General features: G+C 72.7%; 14 protein-coding genes. 9 read left to right on the top strand and 5 right to left on the bottom strand.

All coding sequences use genetic code 11. From position 1 onward, the window contains the following. Positions 1-43: 43 nt before the first annotated feature. Positions 44-1,846, bottom strand: a complete 1,803-nt coding sequence (locus ACIGAN_RS24970) for an ABC transporter ATP-binding protein (protein WP_365740971.1) — start codon at positions 1,844-1,846, stop codon at positions 44-46. A gap of 86 nt (positions 1,847-1,932) precedes the next feature. On the opposite strand from ACIGAN_RS24970, the gene ACIGAN_RS24965 reads away from it, so the two are divergent. Further along, on the top strand, positions 1,933-2,382 hold the full coding sequence (locus tag ACIGAN_RS24965) for a MarR family winged helix-turn-helix transcriptional regulator (RefSeq protein WP_365740973.1): 450 nt from the start codon (positions 1,933-1,935) through the stop codon (positions 2,380-2,382). Positions 2,383-2,500: 118 nt separating this feature from the next. On the opposite strand, the gene ACIGAN_RS24960 is transcribed toward ACIGAN_RS24965, so the two are convergent. Beyond that, positions 2,501-4,105, bottom strand: coding sequence for a peptide-N4-asparagine amidase (locus ACIGAN_RS24960; RefSeq protein WP_399860636.1), 1,605 nt, complete (start codon positions 4,103-4,105; stop codon positions 2,501-2,503). 200 nt (positions 4,106-4,305) lie between these two features. On the opposite strand from ACIGAN_RS24960, the gene ACIGAN_RS24955 reads away from it, so the two are divergent. From ACIGAN_RS24955 to ACIGAN_RS24940, 4 genes are all read left to right on the top strand, one after another. Beyond that, complete coding sequence (locus ACIGAN_RS24955; protein ID WP_399860634.1) at positions 4,306-6,111, top strand: ABC transporter ATP-binding protein; 1,806 nt, start codon at positions 4,306-4,308, stop codon at positions 6,109-6,111. Beyond that, positions 6,108-7,889, top strand: coding sequence for an ABC transporter ATP-binding protein (locus ACIGAN_RS24950; protein ID WP_399860631.1), 1,782 nt, complete (start codon positions 6,108-6,110; stop codon positions 7,887-7,889). The genes ACIGAN_RS24955 and ACIGAN_RS24950 overlap by 4 nt, the downstream gene beginning before the upstream one ends. 301 nt (positions 7,890-8,190) lie before the next feature. Next, positions 8,191-8,661 carry a DUF5709 domain-containing protein gene (locus tag ACIGAN_RS24945; protein ID WP_309094680.1) on the top strand — a complete coding sequence of 157 codons (471 nt, stop codon included), beginning with the start codon at positions 8,191-8,193 and terminating at the stop codon, positions 8,659-8,661. A gap of 74 nt (positions 8,662-8,735) precedes the next feature. Further along, the gene (locus ACIGAN_RS24940) at positions 8,736-8,981 is read left to right on the top strand and encodes a type B 50S ribosomal protein L31 (protein ID WP_311682041.1); all 246 of its coding nucleotides are present in this window, start codon (positions 8,736-8,738) and stop codon (positions 8,979-8,981) included. A gap of 25 nt (positions 8,982-9,006) precedes the next feature. On the opposite strand, the gene ACIGAN_RS24935 is transcribed toward ACIGAN_RS24940, so the two are convergent. After that, a complete protein-coding gene (locus tag ACIGAN_RS24935) occupies positions 9,007-9,801 on the bottom strand; it encodes a metal-dependent hydrolase (protein WP_365088907.1) in 795 nt (264 codons plus the stop codon). A 144-nt stretch (positions 9,802-9,945) separates the two neighbouring features. On the opposite strand from ACIGAN_RS24935, the gene ACIGAN_RS24930 reads away from it, so the two are divergent. From ACIGAN_RS24930 to ACIGAN_RS24920, 3 genes are all read left to right on the top strand, one after another. Continuing rightward, positions 9,946-12,459 (top strand): DEAD/DEAH box helicase, encoded by a 2,514-nt coding sequence (locus tag ACIGAN_RS24930; RefSeq protein ID WP_399860626.1) that lies wholly within the window; start codon positions 9,946-9,948, stop codon positions 12,457-12,459. 37 nt (positions 12,460-12,496) lie between these two features. Then, positions 12,497-13,369 carry an acyl-CoA thioesterase gene (locus ACIGAN_RS24925; RefSeq protein ID WP_365088910.1) on the top strand — a complete coding sequence of 291 codons (873 nt, stop codon included), beginning with the start codon at positions 12,497-12,499 and terminating at the stop codon, positions 13,367-13,369. A 115-nt stretch (positions 13,370-13,484) separates the two neighbouring features. Then, a complete protein-coding gene (locus ACIGAN_RS24920; protein ID WP_399860869.1) occupies positions 13,485-14,381 on the top strand; it encodes a DMT family transporter in 897 nt (298 codons plus the stop codon). 30 nt (positions 14,382-14,411) lie between these two features. On the opposite strand, the gene ACIGAN_RS24915 is transcribed toward ACIGAN_RS24920, so the two are convergent. Both ACIGAN_RS24915 and ACIGAN_RS24910 read right to left on the bottom strand, forming a co-directional pair. After that, positions 14,412-15,374 carry a DUF6397 family protein gene (locus tag ACIGAN_RS24915; protein WP_399860623.1) on the bottom strand — a complete coding sequence of 321 codons (963 nt, stop codon included), beginning with the start codon at positions 15,372-15,374 and terminating at the stop codon, positions 14,412-14,414. Between the two features lie 223 nt (positions 15,375-15,597). Then, the gene (locus ACIGAN_RS24910) at positions 15,598-16,011 is read right to left on the bottom strand and encodes a roadblock/LC7 domain-containing protein (RefSeq protein ID WP_365088914.1); all 414 of its coding nucleotides are present in this window, start codon (positions 16,009-16,011) and stop codon (positions 15,598-15,600) included. Between the two features lie 104 nt (positions 16,012-16,115). On the opposite strand from ACIGAN_RS24910, the gene ACIGAN_RS24905 reads away from it, so the two are divergent. Then, on the top strand, positions 16,116-16,544 hold the full coding sequence (locus ACIGAN_RS24905; protein WP_399860621.1) for a PPOX class F420-dependent oxidoreductase: 429 nt from the start codon (positions 16,116-16,118) through the stop codon (positions 16,542-16,544). The last annotated feature ends 88 nt before the right edge of the window (positions 16,545-16,632 follow it).

Raw genomic sequence — 16,632 nt, 5'->3', positions numbered from 1 at the left:
GCGGGCACGGTAACCCGCATTTCGCCACAAACCCGGCATATTTTCATCTTGTCGGCTCCAGTTGGGCGTCCCGGCGTACGAGGGCCGCGTAACGGCCGTCCTGCCGCAGGAGTTCCTCGTGCGTGCCGCGTTCGACGGCCCGGCCCGCGTCGAGGACGACGATCTGGTCGGCGCCCCGGACGGTGGACAGCCGGTGGGCGATGGTGATCGTGGTCCGGTCGGCCGACAGGGCGTCGATGGCGTCCTGGACGGCGGCCTCGGTGCGGTTGTCCAGGGCGCTGGTGGCCTCGTCGAGGACGAGGACCGGCGGGTCGCGCAGGATCGTGCGGGCGATGGCCAGGCGCTGCTTCTCCCCGCCGGAGAAGCGGTGGCCGCGTTCGCCGACGACGGTGTCGTACCCGTCGGGCAGGGACGCGATGTGGTCGTGGATCTGGGCCGCCTTCGCCGCCCGGTGCAGTTCCTCGTCGGTGGCGTCGGGCTTGGCGAAGCGCAGGTTGTCGGCGACCGAGGCGTGGAAGAGGTACGTCTCCTGCGAGACGACGCCGACCGCGCGGGCCAGGGTGTCGAAGTCGAGGTCGCGGACGTCGACCCCGTCGAGCGTGACCCGGCCGCCGGTGACGTCGTAGAGCCGGGGCACCAGGTAGCCGAGCGTGGACTTGCCGGCGCCGGTCGGGCCGACGAGGGCGAGGCTGCCACCGGCCGGGACCGTGAGGTCGATGCCGGCGAGGACCGGGCCGCCCTTGTCGTCGTAGCCGAAGGTGACGTTCTCGAAGCGGACCTCGCCCCTGATCCGGTCGAGGCGGACCGGGTCGGGGCGTTCGGTGATGTCGATCGGCAGGTCGAGGTACTCGAAGATGCGCTGGAAGAGGGCGAGCGAGGTCTGGATCTGCACCCCGGTCGACAGCAGGCTCACGGCGGGGCGGAACAGGCCCTGCTGGAGCGAGACGAAGGCGACGATCGTGCCGATGGAGACCTCGGGGCCGCCCAGCTGGAGGGCCATGCCGGCGGTCCAGTAGATGACGGCGGGCAGGGCGGCCATGACGATCGTGATGACGGCCATGCGCCAGCGGCCGGCCATGCTGGAGCGCACCTCCAGGTCGACCAGCTTCTCGGACTCGTCGGCGAAGGACCGCGTCAGCGAGTCGGAGCGGCCCATCGTGCGGCCGAGCAGGATGCCGCTGACGGAGAGCGACTCGGTGACCGTGGCGGCCATGGCGGCCATCTGCTTCTGGCGCTGGGTGGTGATCTTCCGGCGCTCGTCGCCGACCCGGCGGCTGATCCACACGAACACCGGGAGCAGCAGCAGCGAGACGACGGTCAGCCGCCAGTCCAGGGCGATCATCGCGACGATCGTGGCGATCACGCTGGTGGCGTTGGAGACGAGCGAGGTGGCGGTGGAGGTGACGGTGGCCTGCATGCCGCCGATGTCGTTGGCGATGCGGGACTGCACCTCACCGGTGCGGGTGCGCGTGAAGAACGCCAGCGACATGCGCTGCAGGCGGCCGTAGACCGCGGTGCGCAGGTCGTGCATGACGCGCTGGCCGACCGTGGTGGAGATGAGGGTCTGCAGCACGCCGAAGACGCTGGTGAGGACGGCGCTGAGGATCATGCCGAGGGCGAGCAGGCTGAGCAGGCCAGTGCGCCCCTCGGGGATGGCGACGTCGAGGATCTCCTTCAGCAGGAAGGGCGTGGCGACCGAGACCAGCGACGCGGCGCCGACCAGCAGGCCGACGACGGCCAGCCGCCCTCGGTAGGGGCGGAAGAGGCGCAGGATGCGGCGGACCTGCCGGGGCTGTTCCTCCGCTCCGGCGGGTGGGGTCCAGGGGGCTTCACGGTCGGGATGCATGGGCTCCTTCGAGGGGTGCGGCGGGCCGGATCGCAGCTCATTGTTACCTATGCTCACAATGAACTGCATCCTGATATTGTTCCCGCATGACCACGCCCGATTCCGACGGCCTGCTCGCCGAGCAGTTGCTCCGGCTCACCCGCCGGGTGCACCGCATCCAGAAGCACCATCTGGAGCAGCGCGGCCTCGGCATCACCCCGGCCCAGTCCCGGCTGCTGCGCACGCTCGCGCACTGGGGCTCGCCGCCGCGCATGGCCGATCTGGCCGAGCGCCTGGAGGTGGTGCCCCGGGCCGTGACGACCCTGGTCGACGCCCTGGAGGCGAGCGGCAAGGTGCGGCGGGTGCCGGACCCGGCGAACCGCCGCGTGATCCGCATCGAGCTCACGGACGACGGACGGGCCGCGCTGCGTGAGCTGCGCGCGGCGCGCCGGTCGGCCGCGGAGGAGATCCTCGCGCCCTTGACGGAGGAGCAGCGCGAGGCGCTCGGGGGGCTGCTGGACACGCTGATCGACGGCACCCCCGCGCGGTCCTGCTGACGGCGCCGGGCGGGAAGCGGCCGGTGACGGGGTCATCCGACCGGGTGCGGGGCGCCGGGCGGGAAGCGGCCGGTGACGGGTCACCCGGCCAGGTGCGGGGGGCGCCGGATCCGCCTCGTCAGCAGCGGCTGCGGTCCTCCGTGAGTACGCCCTGCACGGTCGTCAGCGTGCGGTCGTGGCAGCCGTGCGAGCCGTACAGCCGGTGACGTTCGCGCGTGGTGCCGACCGCGTGCCGCTGGTCGCGGGGCACGTTCGCCGTGTAGGTCGCGTCGCCCGTGTAGGTGTCGTCGAGCCGTGACCAGGCGATGCGCCGGGTGCCACTTGTCTCGACGGTGGTGGCGCGGTCGCCGAGGGTCAGGACGGTGCGCAGCCGGTCGCCCGCGCCGAGCGTGGTCGTGCCGTCCATCGTGTAGGTCCGGTGCGTGCGCGTGGTGCGGCCGTCGACGGTCACCGACTCGGCGTCGGTCCAGACGGCTTCGAGCGCGTCGCTCGTCTCGCCGTCGGTCCAGCGGTGCGCGGAGGTGTGGGTGAGATCGCGGGCGACGGTGGTGTGCACGCGGCCGTGCGAGGTGTCGACGTAACCGGCGACGGTGAGGCGGTGGGCGCCGTCGGTGTCCACCCGGTGCTCCGGGCCCGGAGTATGGACGGAGGAACCGGTCGGGTCCCCCGCACGGTGCGCGGTGAGCCGCCCGGTGACCCGCTCCCGCCGCTCGTCCTGCCAGACGAGGACGTTGACGGGGGTGCTCCAGCCAGTCTGCCCCTCGGGCACGCCCGCCACCGAGACCTCCACGCGGTGCGGGCGGCCGTCGTTGAGGATCCCGGCGAAGGGCGTGAGGTCGTAGGTGATCGGCTTGACGTCGAAGGCGCGCGGGCCGGGGATCACGTACCACAGGAACGGGTTGGACCACCCGCCGGTCCACACCGTCGGGAACGGCGTGGCGATGCCCGCCAGCCGCCCGTCGACGCGGATCTGCACCTCGCGGTAGGGTCCGCGGCCGGCCTTGCAGGAGTAGGGCGCCGGGTCGGGCACGGTCAGGTACCAGTACTCCTCGCAGCCGCCGCCGGAGCCGGTCGCGTAGACCTCGGCGACGATGCGTTCGCTGTTGCGCGGGGTGGTCAGGGTCGTGCCGCCGTCGAGGGTGAGGACCCGGTCGGGGTGCGCGGGGCCGGGGCGGCCCGGGTAGAAGGTCAGGGTCACCTCGACGTCGAGCACGCCGGTGTAGGTGTCGTCGACGACGTTCCCGATGAGCATCTCGACGTCCTGGCTGCGGCGGAAGGTGTCGCTGTAGCGCGTGACGTCCTTCTCCACCGACCACCGGATGCCGTCGGGCGAGGGCTGCGGCGTCGAGGTGCGGAGGATCTCGACGTCGCCGACGTGGAGGTGGCCGAGCCGGTCGTACTGACGGCCCTTCACCTTGCCGTCGAGGCGCAGCACCACCTTGCTCCAGCGGTCGCCGCAGCCCTCGGGCGGGGTGTAGGTGCCGCGGTAGGGCGTGAAGTCGCGGAACTGCGCCCGCGCGAGGGTGACGTCGCAGGACTTCCCCGACGGCCGCTCGACGGGCGGGGCGGCCGTGACGGGGTCGTGCCAGTCGGTGCCGAACTCGGCGGGGACGTCGGCCGCGTGGGCGGGGACGTCGGCCGCGTGGGCGGGCCCGGTCCCCGGGAGGGTGCTCGCCAGGAGGGTCGCTCCGGCAAGCATGGACATGACGATCCGGCTCTTCATGGGGGGTGTTCTACGGGGAGTCGGGCGCCCGCGCAATGCGCAGCGGTCCCTCGGGGCGGCCCGGTTCCCGCCCGTGTCGGCCGGTTCCGTTCGGTGCGCGGAAAACCTGTTGCCTCCGACCGCGCGACGACGCGAACCTGTCACGGTTTGCTGCCTTCCGTCTTCCCTCCCATCCCCCTGACACGAGCCACTGGGACGTCATGCAGATCCAAGACCTTCCGTATCCCGACCCGGGCGTGCCGGACGCGCGTTCGGGGCCCCGATTCCTGTGGTGGCTCTTCCGCAATCAACTGGGCGGTCAGCTCAAGTCACTGGCCTGGGGGCTGCTGCACTTCGCGTCCGTCGCCGCGCTGCCGTTCTGCGTCGGTGTCGCCGTCCAGGCCGTCGTCGACCGCTCCGGCTCGCACCTGGCCCTGGCGGGCGGTCTGCTGGCGCTGGCCTGCGCCGGCAACGCGGTCGGGGACACCTTCCTGCACCGCACCGCCATCACCAACTGGATCACCGCCGCCGCCCGTGTCCAGCAGCTCCTCGCCCGCAAGACCGCCCGGCTGGGCTCCGCGCTGACCCGGCGCGTCGCGGCCGGGGAGGTCGTGGCCGTGTCCACGGGCGACGTGGAGAAGATCGGCTGGTTCGTCGAGGCCCTGTCCCGCTTCACCGCGGCCCTCGTCACCGTCGTGCTCGTCTGCGCCGGCCTGCTCGTCTACCAGCCGGCGCTCGGCGTGGTCGTCGCCGTGGGCCTGCCCGCCCTGGCACTCGCCGTGCTGCCGCTGCTGCCCCGCGCCACCCGGCGCGCCGATGTCCAGCGCGAGAAGGCCGGACGGGCCACCGAACTCGCCTCGGACACCGTCGCCGGCCTGCGCGTGCTGCGCGGCATCGGCGGGGAGGAACTGTTCCTCGACCGCTACCGCAGCGCCTCTCAGGAGGTGCGCCACGCGGCCGTGCGCAGCGCCCGGATGTGGTCCCTGATCTCCGCGATCCAGGTCCTGCTGCCCGGACTGCTGCTCATCGCCGTCGTCTGGCACGGCGTGGGGCTGGCCCGCGAGGGCCGGATCACCGTCGGTGAACTGGTCACCGTCTACAGCTCGGTGATGGTCCTCACCTATCCCCTGCGGCACTTCGAGGAGATCGCCATGGCGTACTCCTTCTCCCGGCCCTCGGCCAAGCGGGCCGCCGGCGTGCTGTCGCTGGAGCGGGCCACGGACACCGCGGGATCGCGCGCCGCCGAGATCCCCTCGGGCGACCTGTACGACCCGGGGACCGGACTGCTCGCGCGGGCCGGCCTCATGACCGCCGTCGTGTGCGGCGACCCGGACGCGGCGGGCCGGCTGGCCGAACGGCTCGGCGGACACCCCTCGCAGGCCGGCGTCTCCGTGCTGCTGGGCGGGGTGCCGCTCGACGACCTCCCGCTGGACAGCGCCCGTACGGCCGTCCTCGTCCAGGACAAGGACCCGGTGCTGCTGTCGGGCACGCTGCGCGAGCTGCTCGACGTGCCCTCCTCGGGCGACGTCTCGCCCGAGGAGGCGCTGGCCGCCGCGCGGTGCGACGACGTGCTGGCGGCGCTGGTGCAGGGCTCGCTGGACGCGGCCGACCCCATGGACTCCCGGATCACCGAGCGCGGCCGGTCCCTGTCCGGTGGCCAGCGGCAGCGGCTCGCGCTCGCCCGGTCGCTGATCACCGACCCGGAGGTGCTCGTTCTGGACGAGCCGACCTCCGCTGTCGACTCGCACACCGAGGCACGGATCGCCCAGGGCCTACGGGAGGTGCGCGCCGGGCGCACGACCGTGGTGTTCACCTCCTCACCCCTGCTGCTTGACCGCGCCGACCGGGTGGCGTTCCTGCACGAGGGCGAGGTCGTGGCCGTGGGCGCCCACCGCGAACTGGTGCACACCGAGCCCCGCTACCGGGCCGTGGTCACCCGCGAGACGGACGACGAGGCCGCACCGGACGGCTCGGTCGCCCTGACGGACGTACTGCAGGAACTGGAAGAGATCGAGGAGAAGGCATGATCGGCGTCGCGCCCCCGGCCTACGACCCGGCGGCCCCGACCACGGCGAGCACCCTGCCCGTCGGCGCCCCGGCGACCGTCCGGGCGTACGTGGCCGAACTGCTGCGGCGCCACCGCCGGGCGTTCCTGCTGCTGATCGCCGTCAACACGGCGGCCGTCCTCGCCTCGATGGCCGGTCCGTGGCTGCTGGGCGGGCTCGTGGAACGGGTGTCCGACGGGGCCCGGGACCTGCGGCTGGAGCTCACCGCCGGGCTGTTCGTGGCGGCGCTCGCCGTGCAGGCGGTGTTCGTCCGCCAGGTGCGGCTGCGCGGCGCGATGCTGGGCGAGCGGATGCTGGCCGACCTGCGCGAGGACTTCCTCGTGCGGTCGGTCGGGCTGCCGCCGGGCGTGCTGGAGCGGGCCGGGACCGGCGACCTGCTGTCCCGGATCACCACGGACGTCGACCGGCTGGCCAACGCGATGCGCGAGGCCGTGCCGCAGCTGGCGATCGGCGTGGTGTGGGTGGTCCTGCTGATGGGCGGGCTGGTCGTCACGGCGCCGCCGCTGGCGCTCGCCGTGCTGGTCGCGCTGCCGCTGCTGATCGCCGGCTGCCGCTGGTACTTCCGGCGGGCCCCGGCCGCCTACCGATCGGAGGCCGCCGGGTACGCCGCGGTGGCCGCCGTCCTCGCCGAGACCGTGGACGCGGGCCGGACCGTGGAGGCCCACCGCCTGGGCGAGCGCCGGATCGCGCTGTCGGAGCAGCGGATCCGGGAGTGGACGGCCTGGGAGCGCTACACGCTCTGGCTGCGGTCGGTGCTCTTCCCGGTCATCAACGTCACCCACGTGACCGTGCTGGCCTCGGTGCTGCTGATCGGCGGTGTGTTCGCCCTGGAGGGCTGGATCGACGTCGGCCGGCTCACCACCGGCGCGCTGATCGCGCAGATGCTGGTCGACCCGGTCGGCATGATCCTGCGCTGGTACGACGAGCTGCAGGTGGCGCAGGTGTCGCTGGCCCGGCTCGTCGGGGTCCGCGACATCGAGCCGGACGCCGGGGACGCCGCGGTGGTGCCCGAGGGACGCCATGTGCGCGCGGACCGGGTCCACTTCGGCTACCTGGAGGGCGTGGACGTCCTGCGCAAGGTGTCCCTGGAGGTCGCGCCCGGCACCCGGCTGGCCCTGGTCGGCCCGTCCGGTGCGGGCAAGTCCACCCTGGGGCGGCTGCTCGCCGGGATCTACGCGCCGAGGGACGGCCGCATCACCCTGGGCGACGCCGAGCTGTCCCGGATGCCGGCCGAGCGGGTCCGCGCGCACGTGGCCCTGGTCAACCAGGAGCACCACGTCTTCGTCGGCTCCCTGCGCGACAACCTCCGGCTCGCCCGCACCGGGGCGGTCGACGCCGCACTGTGGGCGGCGCTGGGCGCGGTCGACGCGGACGGCTGGGCCCGGGCCCTCGACGACGGCCTGGACACCGAGGTCGGCTCGGGCGGCCTGGCGCTCACCCCGGCGCAGGCCCAGCAGATCGCCCTGGCCCGCCTGGTGCTGGCCGACCCGCACACGCTGGTCCTGGACGAGGCGACGTCCCTGCTCGACCCGCGCGCCGCCCGCCACCTGGAGCGTTCCCTGGCCCGGGTCCTCGACGGCCGCACGGTGGTCGCCATCGCGCACCGGCTGCACACCGCGCACGACGCCGACGTCATCGCCGTCGTCGAGAACGGGCGGATCAGCGAGCTGGGCAGCCACGACGAGCTGGTCGCGGCGGACGGGGCGTACGCGGCGCTGTGGCGGTCCTGGCACGGCTGAGCCGACCGGGGGCGCTGTCGCGGTCCTGGCACGGCTGAGCCGGCCGGGGCGCTGTCGCGGTCCTGGCACGGCTGAGCCGGACGGCGCGGGGGGCGCCCGCGGGGTGGGCCGAGCCGGCCGGGTCAGGGGCGTCCGCAGGGCCGTGGCGTTGCGCGGTGCCGAGGCTCGGTGGAAGGCTGGAAGCAGGCACCGGCTCGGGGAGGTCCGCGAAACGAACGGCCCCGGGCGGCGCCGGTGCGGTGCGGCGGCGGCCCGGCGCGGGCCCCGACGACGGGCCCGTCCCCACCCTCTGGAGGTACCCGTGAACAGCTCCGACGGCTGGGGAGACGACGTCTACCAGCCGGACCAGGACGAGCAGAGAGAGGACACAGGGCTGCTCGACGCCGAGGACACCCTGGAGTACGACGGCGTCGACGATCCCCTGGACCGGGGCTGGTCCCCGCCGGAGCGGCCCTGGGCCGTCGAGCACCTCGGGGTCACGGCGGCCGAGCGGCTGCGGGGCGAGACGCTGGACCAGCGGCTCGCCGAGGAACTGCCCGACACCGTCGCGCAGGACGGCGACGGCCTCGGGGACTGCGCGGGCAGCGACGGGGAACTCCTGGACAACGAGGTCGGAGCCGCCCGCTCCGGCCGGCTGGTCGCCCCCGACGAGGGCGCCCACGAGGACGAGGAGCCCGCGCTGGTCGCCACGGACGTGGGCATCGACGGTGCCGCGGCGTCCGCCGAGGAGGCGGCCGTCCACATCGTCGACGAGGACACCCTGCCCGGCTGATCACACCCGAAGGCGCCGATCGCACCGGCCGATCGCAGCGACGGACCCGGCCGCAAGCCCCACGAGGAGCACCCATGCAGCAGGACAAGCACCCCGACTACCACCCCGTCGTCTTCCGCGACCGCGCCGCCGGGTACGCCTTCCTCACCCGCTCCACGGCGACCAGCGACCAGACCATCGAGTGGGACGACGGCGAGACCTACCCGGTGGTGGACGTGGAGATCTCCTCGGAGAGCCACCCCTTCTACACGGGCAAGGCGCGCACGGTGGACACCGAGGGCCGGGTGGCCGCCTTCGAACGGCGCTACGGCAGCGGCTGAGCCCTGCCGGTGGGCTGCCCGGCGGTCAGATGACGTTGAGCGCCGCCGCGCAGCCGACCCCGCCGAGCAGCATGAACGCCGGCATCAGCACCCTGAGCTCGACCCAGCTGCCCGCCCGGAACCGCATGAACTTCGGCGGCCCCACCGGGTACCAGCGCTTGCGCCCGACCGGGATGGGCCACAGGATCGGGCAGCCGGACACGGTGAGCGCGTCCCCGATGTCGTGCACGATCGCGCCCAGCACCACCGGCAGCCCCAGCCACAGGTACTCCTGGCCCGGTGCCGTGAACAGCCAGTGCGCGCCGTTGCCCGGCTGGTCGAGCATGCCCGCCAGGATCCACGCCGTGGTCGCGGCCAGCAACCACACCAAAACGTCGGCGCTGGAGCCGCGCGTCGCCCGCCACAGCAGGCCCTCGATGGCCAGGACCAGGTGCACGAAGAGGATGGCGAGGACGCCCCAGCGGTCACTGGTGAGCGCCACCGCCGAGGTGCCCACGCCGATCAGCACCGCCCACAGCCACGTGTGCGTGAGCGTGCGGTGCCCGCCCGAGCGGCGCGGGTCGCCCTGCTTCTTCGTGGCCTTGTAGACGGCGTACGACAGCTTGTCCACGATCTCGCACAGCCAGCGCGACAGCGGCCCGAAGGACCGGGAGATGGTGGCGGCCTTGTGGTCCAGGTCCGGGGCGAGGGCCGCACCGGCGCAGATCAGGGCGCCGACGAGGAGGACCGGCCAGGGCATCGGCCGCCCGGCGGCGGCCGCGGCCGCGCCGACGCCGAGCCAGGCGGCGGCACCCGACAGTGAGTGTGCTGGTCCCATCATGGCCGTTGCCCGCCCCATTCCTCGTGTGCCGCTGTCCAGTTGACCGGAGCGCTGACGCGTCGTCGGCGCCCCAGCGTAGCGTTCGTGATCTTCCGCACCGCAGCCGATTCCCGCATCGGGCACCGGGCCGGGCAAGATGGGGGCGTGACCCTCATCGATCAGCTGCCGCCGACCGCCGACCCCGACGCCCTGTACGAAGCCTTCGAGGCGTGGGCCGGTGAGCGGGGGCTCACGCTCTACCCCCACCAGGAGGAGGCGCTGATCGAGGTGGTCTCCGGCGCGAACGTGATCGTGTCGACGCCCACCGGCTCCGGCAAGAGCATGATCGCGGCGGGCGCGCACTTCGCGGCCCTGGCCCGGGACGAGGTCACCTTCTACACGGCTCCGATCAAGGCACTGGTGTCGGAGAAGTTCTTCGAGCTGTGCAAGATCTTCGGCACGGAGAACGTCGGCATGCTCACCGGCGACGCGTCGGTCAACGCCGACGCCCCGGTCATCTGCTGCACCGCCGAGGTCCTCGCCTCGATCGCGCTGCGCGACGGCAAGGACGCGGACGTCGGCCAGGTCGTGATGGACGAGTTCCACTTCTATGCCGAGGGCGACCGCGGCTGGGCCTGGCAGATCCCGATCCTCGAGCTGCCGCAGGCACAGTTCGTGCTGATGTCGGCGACACTCGGCGACGTGTCCTTCTTCGAGAAGGACCTCACCCGCCGCACCGGCCGCCCGACGGCGGTGGTCCGCTCGGCGACCCGCCCGGTCCCGCTGTCCTACGAGTACCGCTACACGCCGCTCACCGAGACGCTGACCGACCTGCTCCAGGCCCGGCAGGCGCCCGTCTACATCGTGCACTTCACGCAGGCCCAGGCCGTGGAGCGGGCGCAGGCGCTGATGAGCATCAACATGTGCTCCAAGGAGGAGAAGGAGCAGATCGCCGACCTGATCGGCAACTTCCGCTTCACCACCAAGTTCGGCCGCAACCTCTCCCGCTACGTCCGGCACGGCATCGGCGTCCACCACGCGGGCATGCTGCCCAAGTACCGCCGCCTGGTGGAGAAGCTCGCGCAGGCCGGACTGCTGAAGGTCATCTGCGGCACCGACACCCTCGGCGTCGGCGTCAACGTGCCCATCCGCACCGTGCTGTTCACGGCCCTGACCAAGTACGACGGCACCCGCGTGCGCACCCTGCGGGCCCGGGAGTTCCACCAGATCGCGGGCCGGGCCGGCCGGGCCGGATTCGACACCGAGGGCTTCGTCGTCGCCCAGGCCCCCGAGCACGTCGTCGAGAACGAGAAGGCCCTCGCCAAGGCCGGTGACGACCCCAAGAAGCGCCGCAAGGTCGTCCGCAAGAAGGCCCCCGAGGGGTTCGTCGCCTGGTCGGAGCAGACCTTCGAGAAGCTGATCGGCTCCGAACCCGAGCCGCTGACCTCCCGCTTCCGGGTGACGCACACGATGCTGCTGTCGGTGATCGCCCGCCCCGGCAACGCCTTCGAGGCGATGCGCCGGCTGCTGGAGGACAACCACGAGCCGCGCAAGCAGCAACTGCGGCACATCCGCCGGGCCATCGCCATCTACCGCTCCCTGCTCGACGGCGGCATCGTCGAGAAGCTGGACGAGCCGGATCCCACCGGCCGCATCGTCCGGCTCACCGTCGACCTCCAGCAGGACTTCGCCCTCAACCAGCCGCTGTCCACGTTCGCCCTCGCCGCGTTCGAACTGCTCGACCCCGAGTCGCCGTCGTACGCGCTCGACATGGTGTCCGTCGTGGAGTCGACCCTGGACGACCCGCGGCAGATCCTCGCCGCCCAGCAGAACAAGGCGCGCGGCGAGGCCGTGGCCCAGATGAAGGCCGACGGCGTCGAGTACGAGGAGCGCATGGAGCGCCTCCAGGACATCACGTACCCGAAGCCGCTGGAGGAGTTGCTCTTCCACGCGTACAACACGTACCGCAAGAGCCACCCCTGGGTCGGCGACCATCCGCTGTCGCCGAAGTCGGTCATCCGCGACATGTACGAACGGGCGCTGTCCTTCACGGAGTTGGTGTCCCACTACGAGCTGGCTCGCACCGAGGGCATCGTGCTGCGCTACCTCGCCAGCGCCTACAAGGCCCTCGACCACACCGTCCCCGACGGTCTCAAGTCCGAGGACCTGCAGGACCTGATCGAGTGGCTGGGCGAGATGGTGCGCCAGGTCGACTCCAGCCTGCTCGACGAGTGGGAGCAGCTGGCCAACCCGGAGGAGATGACCGCCGAGGAGGCCCAGGAGAAGGCCGACGAGGTCAAGCCGGTCACCGCCAACGCGCGCGCCTTCCGCGTCCTGGTCCGCAACGCCATGTTCCGCCGCGTCGAACTGGCCGCCCTGGACCAGGTGGAGGAACTGGGCGAGATGGACGCCGAGTCCGGCTGGGACGCCGACGCGTGGGGCGAGGCGATGGACAAGTACTGGGACGAGTACGACGACCTCGGCACCGGCCCCGACGCCCGCGGCCCCAAGCTGCTGATCATCGAGGAGGAGCCGCACAACGGACTGTGGCGGGTCCGGCAGATCTTCCACGACCCGAACGGCGACCACGACTGGGGCATCAGCGCAGAGATCGACCTCGCCGCCTCGGACGCGGAGGGCCGCGCGGTCGTGCGCGTCACCGACGTCGGCCAGCTGTGACCGGCCGGGCAGCAGCGAGCACAGGAGCATCTCACCCATGACGACGAACCCGGCCGAGAGACTCGTCGACCTGCTCGACCTGGAGCAGATCGAGGTCGACATCTTCCGTGGCCGCAGCCCGCAGGAGTCTCTGCAGCGGGTCTTCGGCGGGCAGGTGGCGGGCCAGGCCCTGGTCGCCGCCGGCCGCACCACCGAGGGCGACCGGCCCGTGCACTCGCTGCACGCCTACTTCCTGCGCCCCGGCCGCCCGGGTGTGCCGATCGTCTACCAGGTGGAGCACGTGCGCGACGGGCGCTCCTTCACCACCCGGCGGGTCACGGCCGTCCAGCAGGGCCGCACGATCTTCAACCTCACCGCCTCCTTCCACAAGCCGGAGGACGGTGGCTTCGATCACCAGCTGCCCCCGGCCCGCGAAGTCCCCGACCCCGAGTCCCTGCCCACGGTCACGGACGAGATCCGCGAGCACCTGGGCACGCTGCCCGAGCAGCTGGAGCGAATGGCCCGCCGCCAGCCGTTCGACATCCGGTACGTGGACCGGTTGCGGTGGACCGCCGAGGAGGTCCGCGACGCCGAGCCGCGCAGCGCCGTGTGGATGCGCGCCGTCGGACCGCTGGGCGACGACCCGCTCGTGCACACCTGCGCCCTGACCTACGCCAGCGACATGACCCTGCTGGACGCCGTGCGCATCCCGGTCGAGCCGCTGTGGGGGCCGCGCGGCTTCGACATGGCGTCGCTGGACCACGCCATGTGGTTCCACCGCCCCTTCCGCGCGGACGACTGGCTGCTGTACGACCAGGAGTCCCCCATCGCGGTCGGCGGCCGCGGTCTGGCCCGCGGCCGCATCTACGACCGGGACGGCCGGCTGGTGGTCTCGGTCGTGCAGGAGGGGCTCTTCCGGAAGCTGGGCTGACGCGCGGCGTGCACCGCCCGGACGGCTCCGATCGCGCCGGTGCCCCGCTCCGGCGACCATGGCAGGAGGCGGCCCAGCCGGCGTCACCCGTCCGCCGATCCGGGAGGTGTCCACGCTGCACACCGTGCTCCCCGTCGTGTTCGCGGTCTGCGCGGCTCTCAGCAACGCCGTCGCGACGGTGCTGCAGCGCAAGGCGGCGCTGTCCGTGCCGCGCTCCGAGGGCCTGCGGGCCGGGCTGATGCTCGATCTGCTGCGCCGGCCGATCTGGCTGGCCGGCATCGTCGCGGTGATCGGCGCCGCCGTCTGCCAGGCGCTGGCGCTCGCGACCGGGCCGCTGACGATCGTGCAGCCGTTGTTCGTGCTGGAACTGCCGCTCACGCTGGTCGTCGCCTCTCTGCTGATGCACCGGCGGCTGCCGGGGTCGGGCTGGCTGGCTGTGACGGTGGTGGTGGCGGGGCTGGCGGTCGCGCTGGCCGCGGCCGCCCCGTCCGGCAACCGCACCCATGTGGAGCTGGACCGCTGGATCCCCGCGCTCGCCGTGTGCGCGGGTGCGGTGGCCGGTCTCGCCCTCGCGGCTCTGAAGCGGCCGGAGGGCCGTGCCCGGGCGGCCTGCCTCGGTGCGGCGACGGCGATCAGCTACGCGGTGACCGCCGCCCTGATGAAGGCGGCGACGCACATCCTCGACCAGCAGGGACTGGCCGGTTTCCTCACCGCCTGGCAGACGTACGCCTTCGCCGTGACCGGGGTGTGCGCGCTGTTCCTGCTGGAGAACGCCATGCAGGCCGGTCCGCTGGTCGCCTCGCAGCCGGCGCTCACCCTCGGTGACGCGCTGGTGAGCCTCGCGCTCGGCATCCTGCTGTACGAGGAGACGGTCCGTACCGGGTGGTGGCTGCTGCCCCAGCTGTTCGGCGTGGCACTGATCGCCGCGGGGGTGCTCGCCCTGGCGCGCATCCCGCTCACCCAGTCGCTGGTGGCACCGGGCGAGGAGCGCCGGACGGTGGACGCGCCCTGACCGGCGGAGGCGGGTCGAGCACCGGGGGGATCACGTACTCCTGGCGGAGCGACGGCCTCTGCATCGCAGCCGGGTCAGCAGACCGGTCGGCTTCGGGTGCTCGGGGGGTGCCGGGACGGTGGGTGGGGCTGGAAGCGTGGGTGGGGCCGGAAGCGTGCGTGGGGTTGGAAGCGTGGATGAGGCCGGAAGCGTGGATGGGGTCGGTTCCGGCAGCGGGTGCGGTGCCGGGCCTTCCCCGCGGGCCGCCTCCAGCGTGTGGGCCAGGTCCGCGCGGAACCAGGCCACTTCGTCGGGGTCGGTCGCCGTCGTGAGCCGCTGGACGAGCTCGGCGGCCGGTGAGCCGGGCGCTCCGTGGCCGGGGAGGCGGGGGCGGAAGCGGTCCAGCCGGGCTCGCTCGGCGGGGTCCTGGACGACTTCCGCCACGTCGGCCGGGTCGAGGAGGGCGGCGACGGCTGCCGCGCGCGCCCACGGGTCGTCACCCGCCTGCCGCAGCAGGAAACCGCTGTGCCGCCCTCGCCAGTTCCGGGGGCGGCGGTCCAGCCCGGCCTTCAGTCCTTCACGGATCTCCGCCGGCAGGCGTCCGGACAGCAGCCGGGCGTTGCTCGCCTCGGCCGTGAACTGCCGAAGCTCCTCGGTCAGATAGAGCCAGACGACGGCCCGGTAGCGGTTGAGGTAGAAGCTCACCGGTACGAGCAGGCCGAAGCGGGCCAGAGTCGTGAACCGGGTGGGCGCGATCTCCATGAGCGCGGCGCCCTCCTGGGTGCCGGTGGTACTGACCCGTTCCCGGAGGCCGTCGGGGAAGCCGTCGGCGGCACGCAGCCGGTCGAGTTCGGCGCGTGTCACGCGTCGGCCTCCCCCACCTTCGTCCGGGGTGGTCCGGACGAGCCCCAGGTTCACCGCGAGATCGAACTCGCCGCGCTTCAAGCCGAGTTCGCGAGCGGCTCGGCTGGGTCCGAAGGTGGAGGGGTCGGTCTTCGCGAGCGTTCCTGACATGGTCTTCTCCCCCGTGGAGTCGGTGAACGGGTGCCGTCACCGCGTGGCGGTGTGCGGTGCGGCCACCGCGTGGCGTGGCGGCGTGCGGTCACCGCGTGGCGTGGTGGCGTGCGGTCACCGCGTGCCGTGGCGGTGTGCGGTCGTCGTGGAAAGACCGTAGCCCGTTCCGCCCACCTCGTGGCGAGCCTGTGGATAACTCCCCGGGGGACGAAGAACTCGCAGGTCAGGCGTCCTTCGCCGGTTTGGGCTCGGGCTGGCGGGCGTCCACGTCCAAGTGCTCGCCGACCCGGTTGACCAGCAGTGTCATCTCGTACGCGATCTGGCCGATGTCGGCCTCCGCGCCGCTGAGGACGCACAGACAGCTGCCCGTGCCGGCCGCGGTGACGAACAACACCGCGTCGTCGAACTCGATCATCGTCTGCCGGACGCTGCCCGCGCCGAAATGCCGTCCCGAGCCCTTGGCCAGGCTGTGCAGGCCGGACGACACGGCCGCGAGGTGCTCGGCGTCCTCGCGGCGCAGTCCGGTGCTCGCGCCCGTCACCAGGCCGTCGTTGGACAGGACCAGTGCGTGCCGGACGTCGTGGACGCGCTCGGTCAGGTCGTCCAGCAGCCAGTCGAGTCCCTGGTTCTGCGCCATGTCCTGATCTCCCCGTTTTCTCCCCGTGCGATTCTCCTCCTGGCCGGAGGATCTCCACGCCAGCCTTCCCCAGGACCGCGGTCGGGGCAAGGAGGATGGGAGCCATGGCAGAGAAGATGACCGACGCGCAATGGCGGGAGTTCGTCTCCCACGGCACCCGCACCGGAAAGCTCTCGACGGTGCGCGCCGACGGCAGCCCGCACGTGACCCCGATCTGGTTCGTGCTGGACGGCGACGAGCTGGTGTTCAACACCGGCAAGGGCAGTGTGAAGGGGCGCAACATCGTCCGGGACGGCCGGGTCGCCGTGTGCGTGGACGACGACCGGCCGCCGTACTCGTTCGTCGTGCTGACGGGCCGCGCGCGGGTCTCCGAGGACCTCGACGAGGTGCGACGCTGGGCCACCCGGATCGGCGCCCGGTACATGGGCGAGGAGCGCGCGGAGGAGTTCGGCGCCCGCAACGGCGTGCCGGGCGAACTCCTCGTCCGCGTCACCATCGACCGGGTCCTGGCGGAGCGGAACGTCGCGGACTGACCCGGTGGCACCGCGGTCACTCGGGTCACCGGGATACCGCCTCATCGGCCTCACCGAGATCACCAGAGCCGCCGAAGACCAGAAACAC

Origin of the sequence: Streptomyces sp. NPDC085931, from assembly GCF_044540565.1 — a bacterium.
GTDB lineage: Bacteria > Actinomycetota > Actinomycetes > Streptomycetales > Streptomycetaceae > Streptomyces.
Note: the sequence above shows the minus strand (reverse complement) of the source record. Positions and strands in the feature narration are given on the sequence as shown.

What these genes read in the sequence shown, in the direction of transcription:
- ACIGAN_RS24940 (WP_311682041.1), top strand. Translation starts at nt 8,736, where the DNA reads ATGCAGCAGGACAAGCACCCCGACTACCACCCCGTCGTCTTCCGCGAC.
- ACIGAN_RS24925 (WP_365088910.1), top strand. Translation starts at nt 12,497, where the DNA reads ATGACGACGAACCCGGCCGAGAGACTCGTCGACCTGCTCGACCTGGAG.
- ACIGAN_RS24960 (WP_399860636.1), bottom strand. Translation starts at nt 4,105, where the DNA reads ATGAAGAGCCGGATCGTCATGTCCATGCTTGCCGGAGCGACCCTCCTG.
- ACIGAN_RS24965 (WP_365740973.1), top strand. Translation starts at nt 1,933, where the DNA reads ATGACCACGCCCGATTCCGACGGCCTGCTCGCCGAGCAGTTGCTCCGG.
- ACIGAN_RS24955 (WP_399860634.1), top strand. Translation starts at nt 4,306, where the DNA reads ATGCAGATCCAAGACCTTCCGTATCCCGACCCGGGCGTGCCGGACGCG.
- ACIGAN_RS24910 (WP_365088914.1), bottom strand. Translation starts at nt 16,011, where the DNA reads ATGGCGCAGAACCAGGGACTCGACTGGCTGCTGGACGACCTGACCGAG.
- ACIGAN_RS24935 (WP_365088907.1), bottom strand. Translation starts at nt 9,801, where the DNA reads ATGATGGGACCAGCACACTCACTGTCGGGTGCCGCCGCCTGGCTCGGC.
- ACIGAN_RS24950 (WP_399860631.1), top strand. Translation starts at nt 6,108, where the DNA reads ATGATCGGCGTCGCGCCCCCGGCCTACGACCCGGCGGCCCCGACCACG.
- ACIGAN_RS24905 (WP_399860621.1), top strand. Translation starts at nt 16,116, where the DNA reads ATGGCAGAGAAGATGACCGACGCGCAATGGCGGGAGTTCGTCTCCCAC.
- ACIGAN_RS24915 (WP_399860623.1), bottom strand. Translation starts at nt 15,374, where the DNA reads ATGTCAGGAACGCTCGCGAAGACCGACCCCTCCACCTTCGGACCCAGC.
- ACIGAN_RS24970 (WP_365740971.1), bottom strand. Translation starts at nt 1,846, where the DNA reads ATGCATCCCGACCGTGAAGCCCCCTGGACCCCACCCGCCGGAGCGGAG.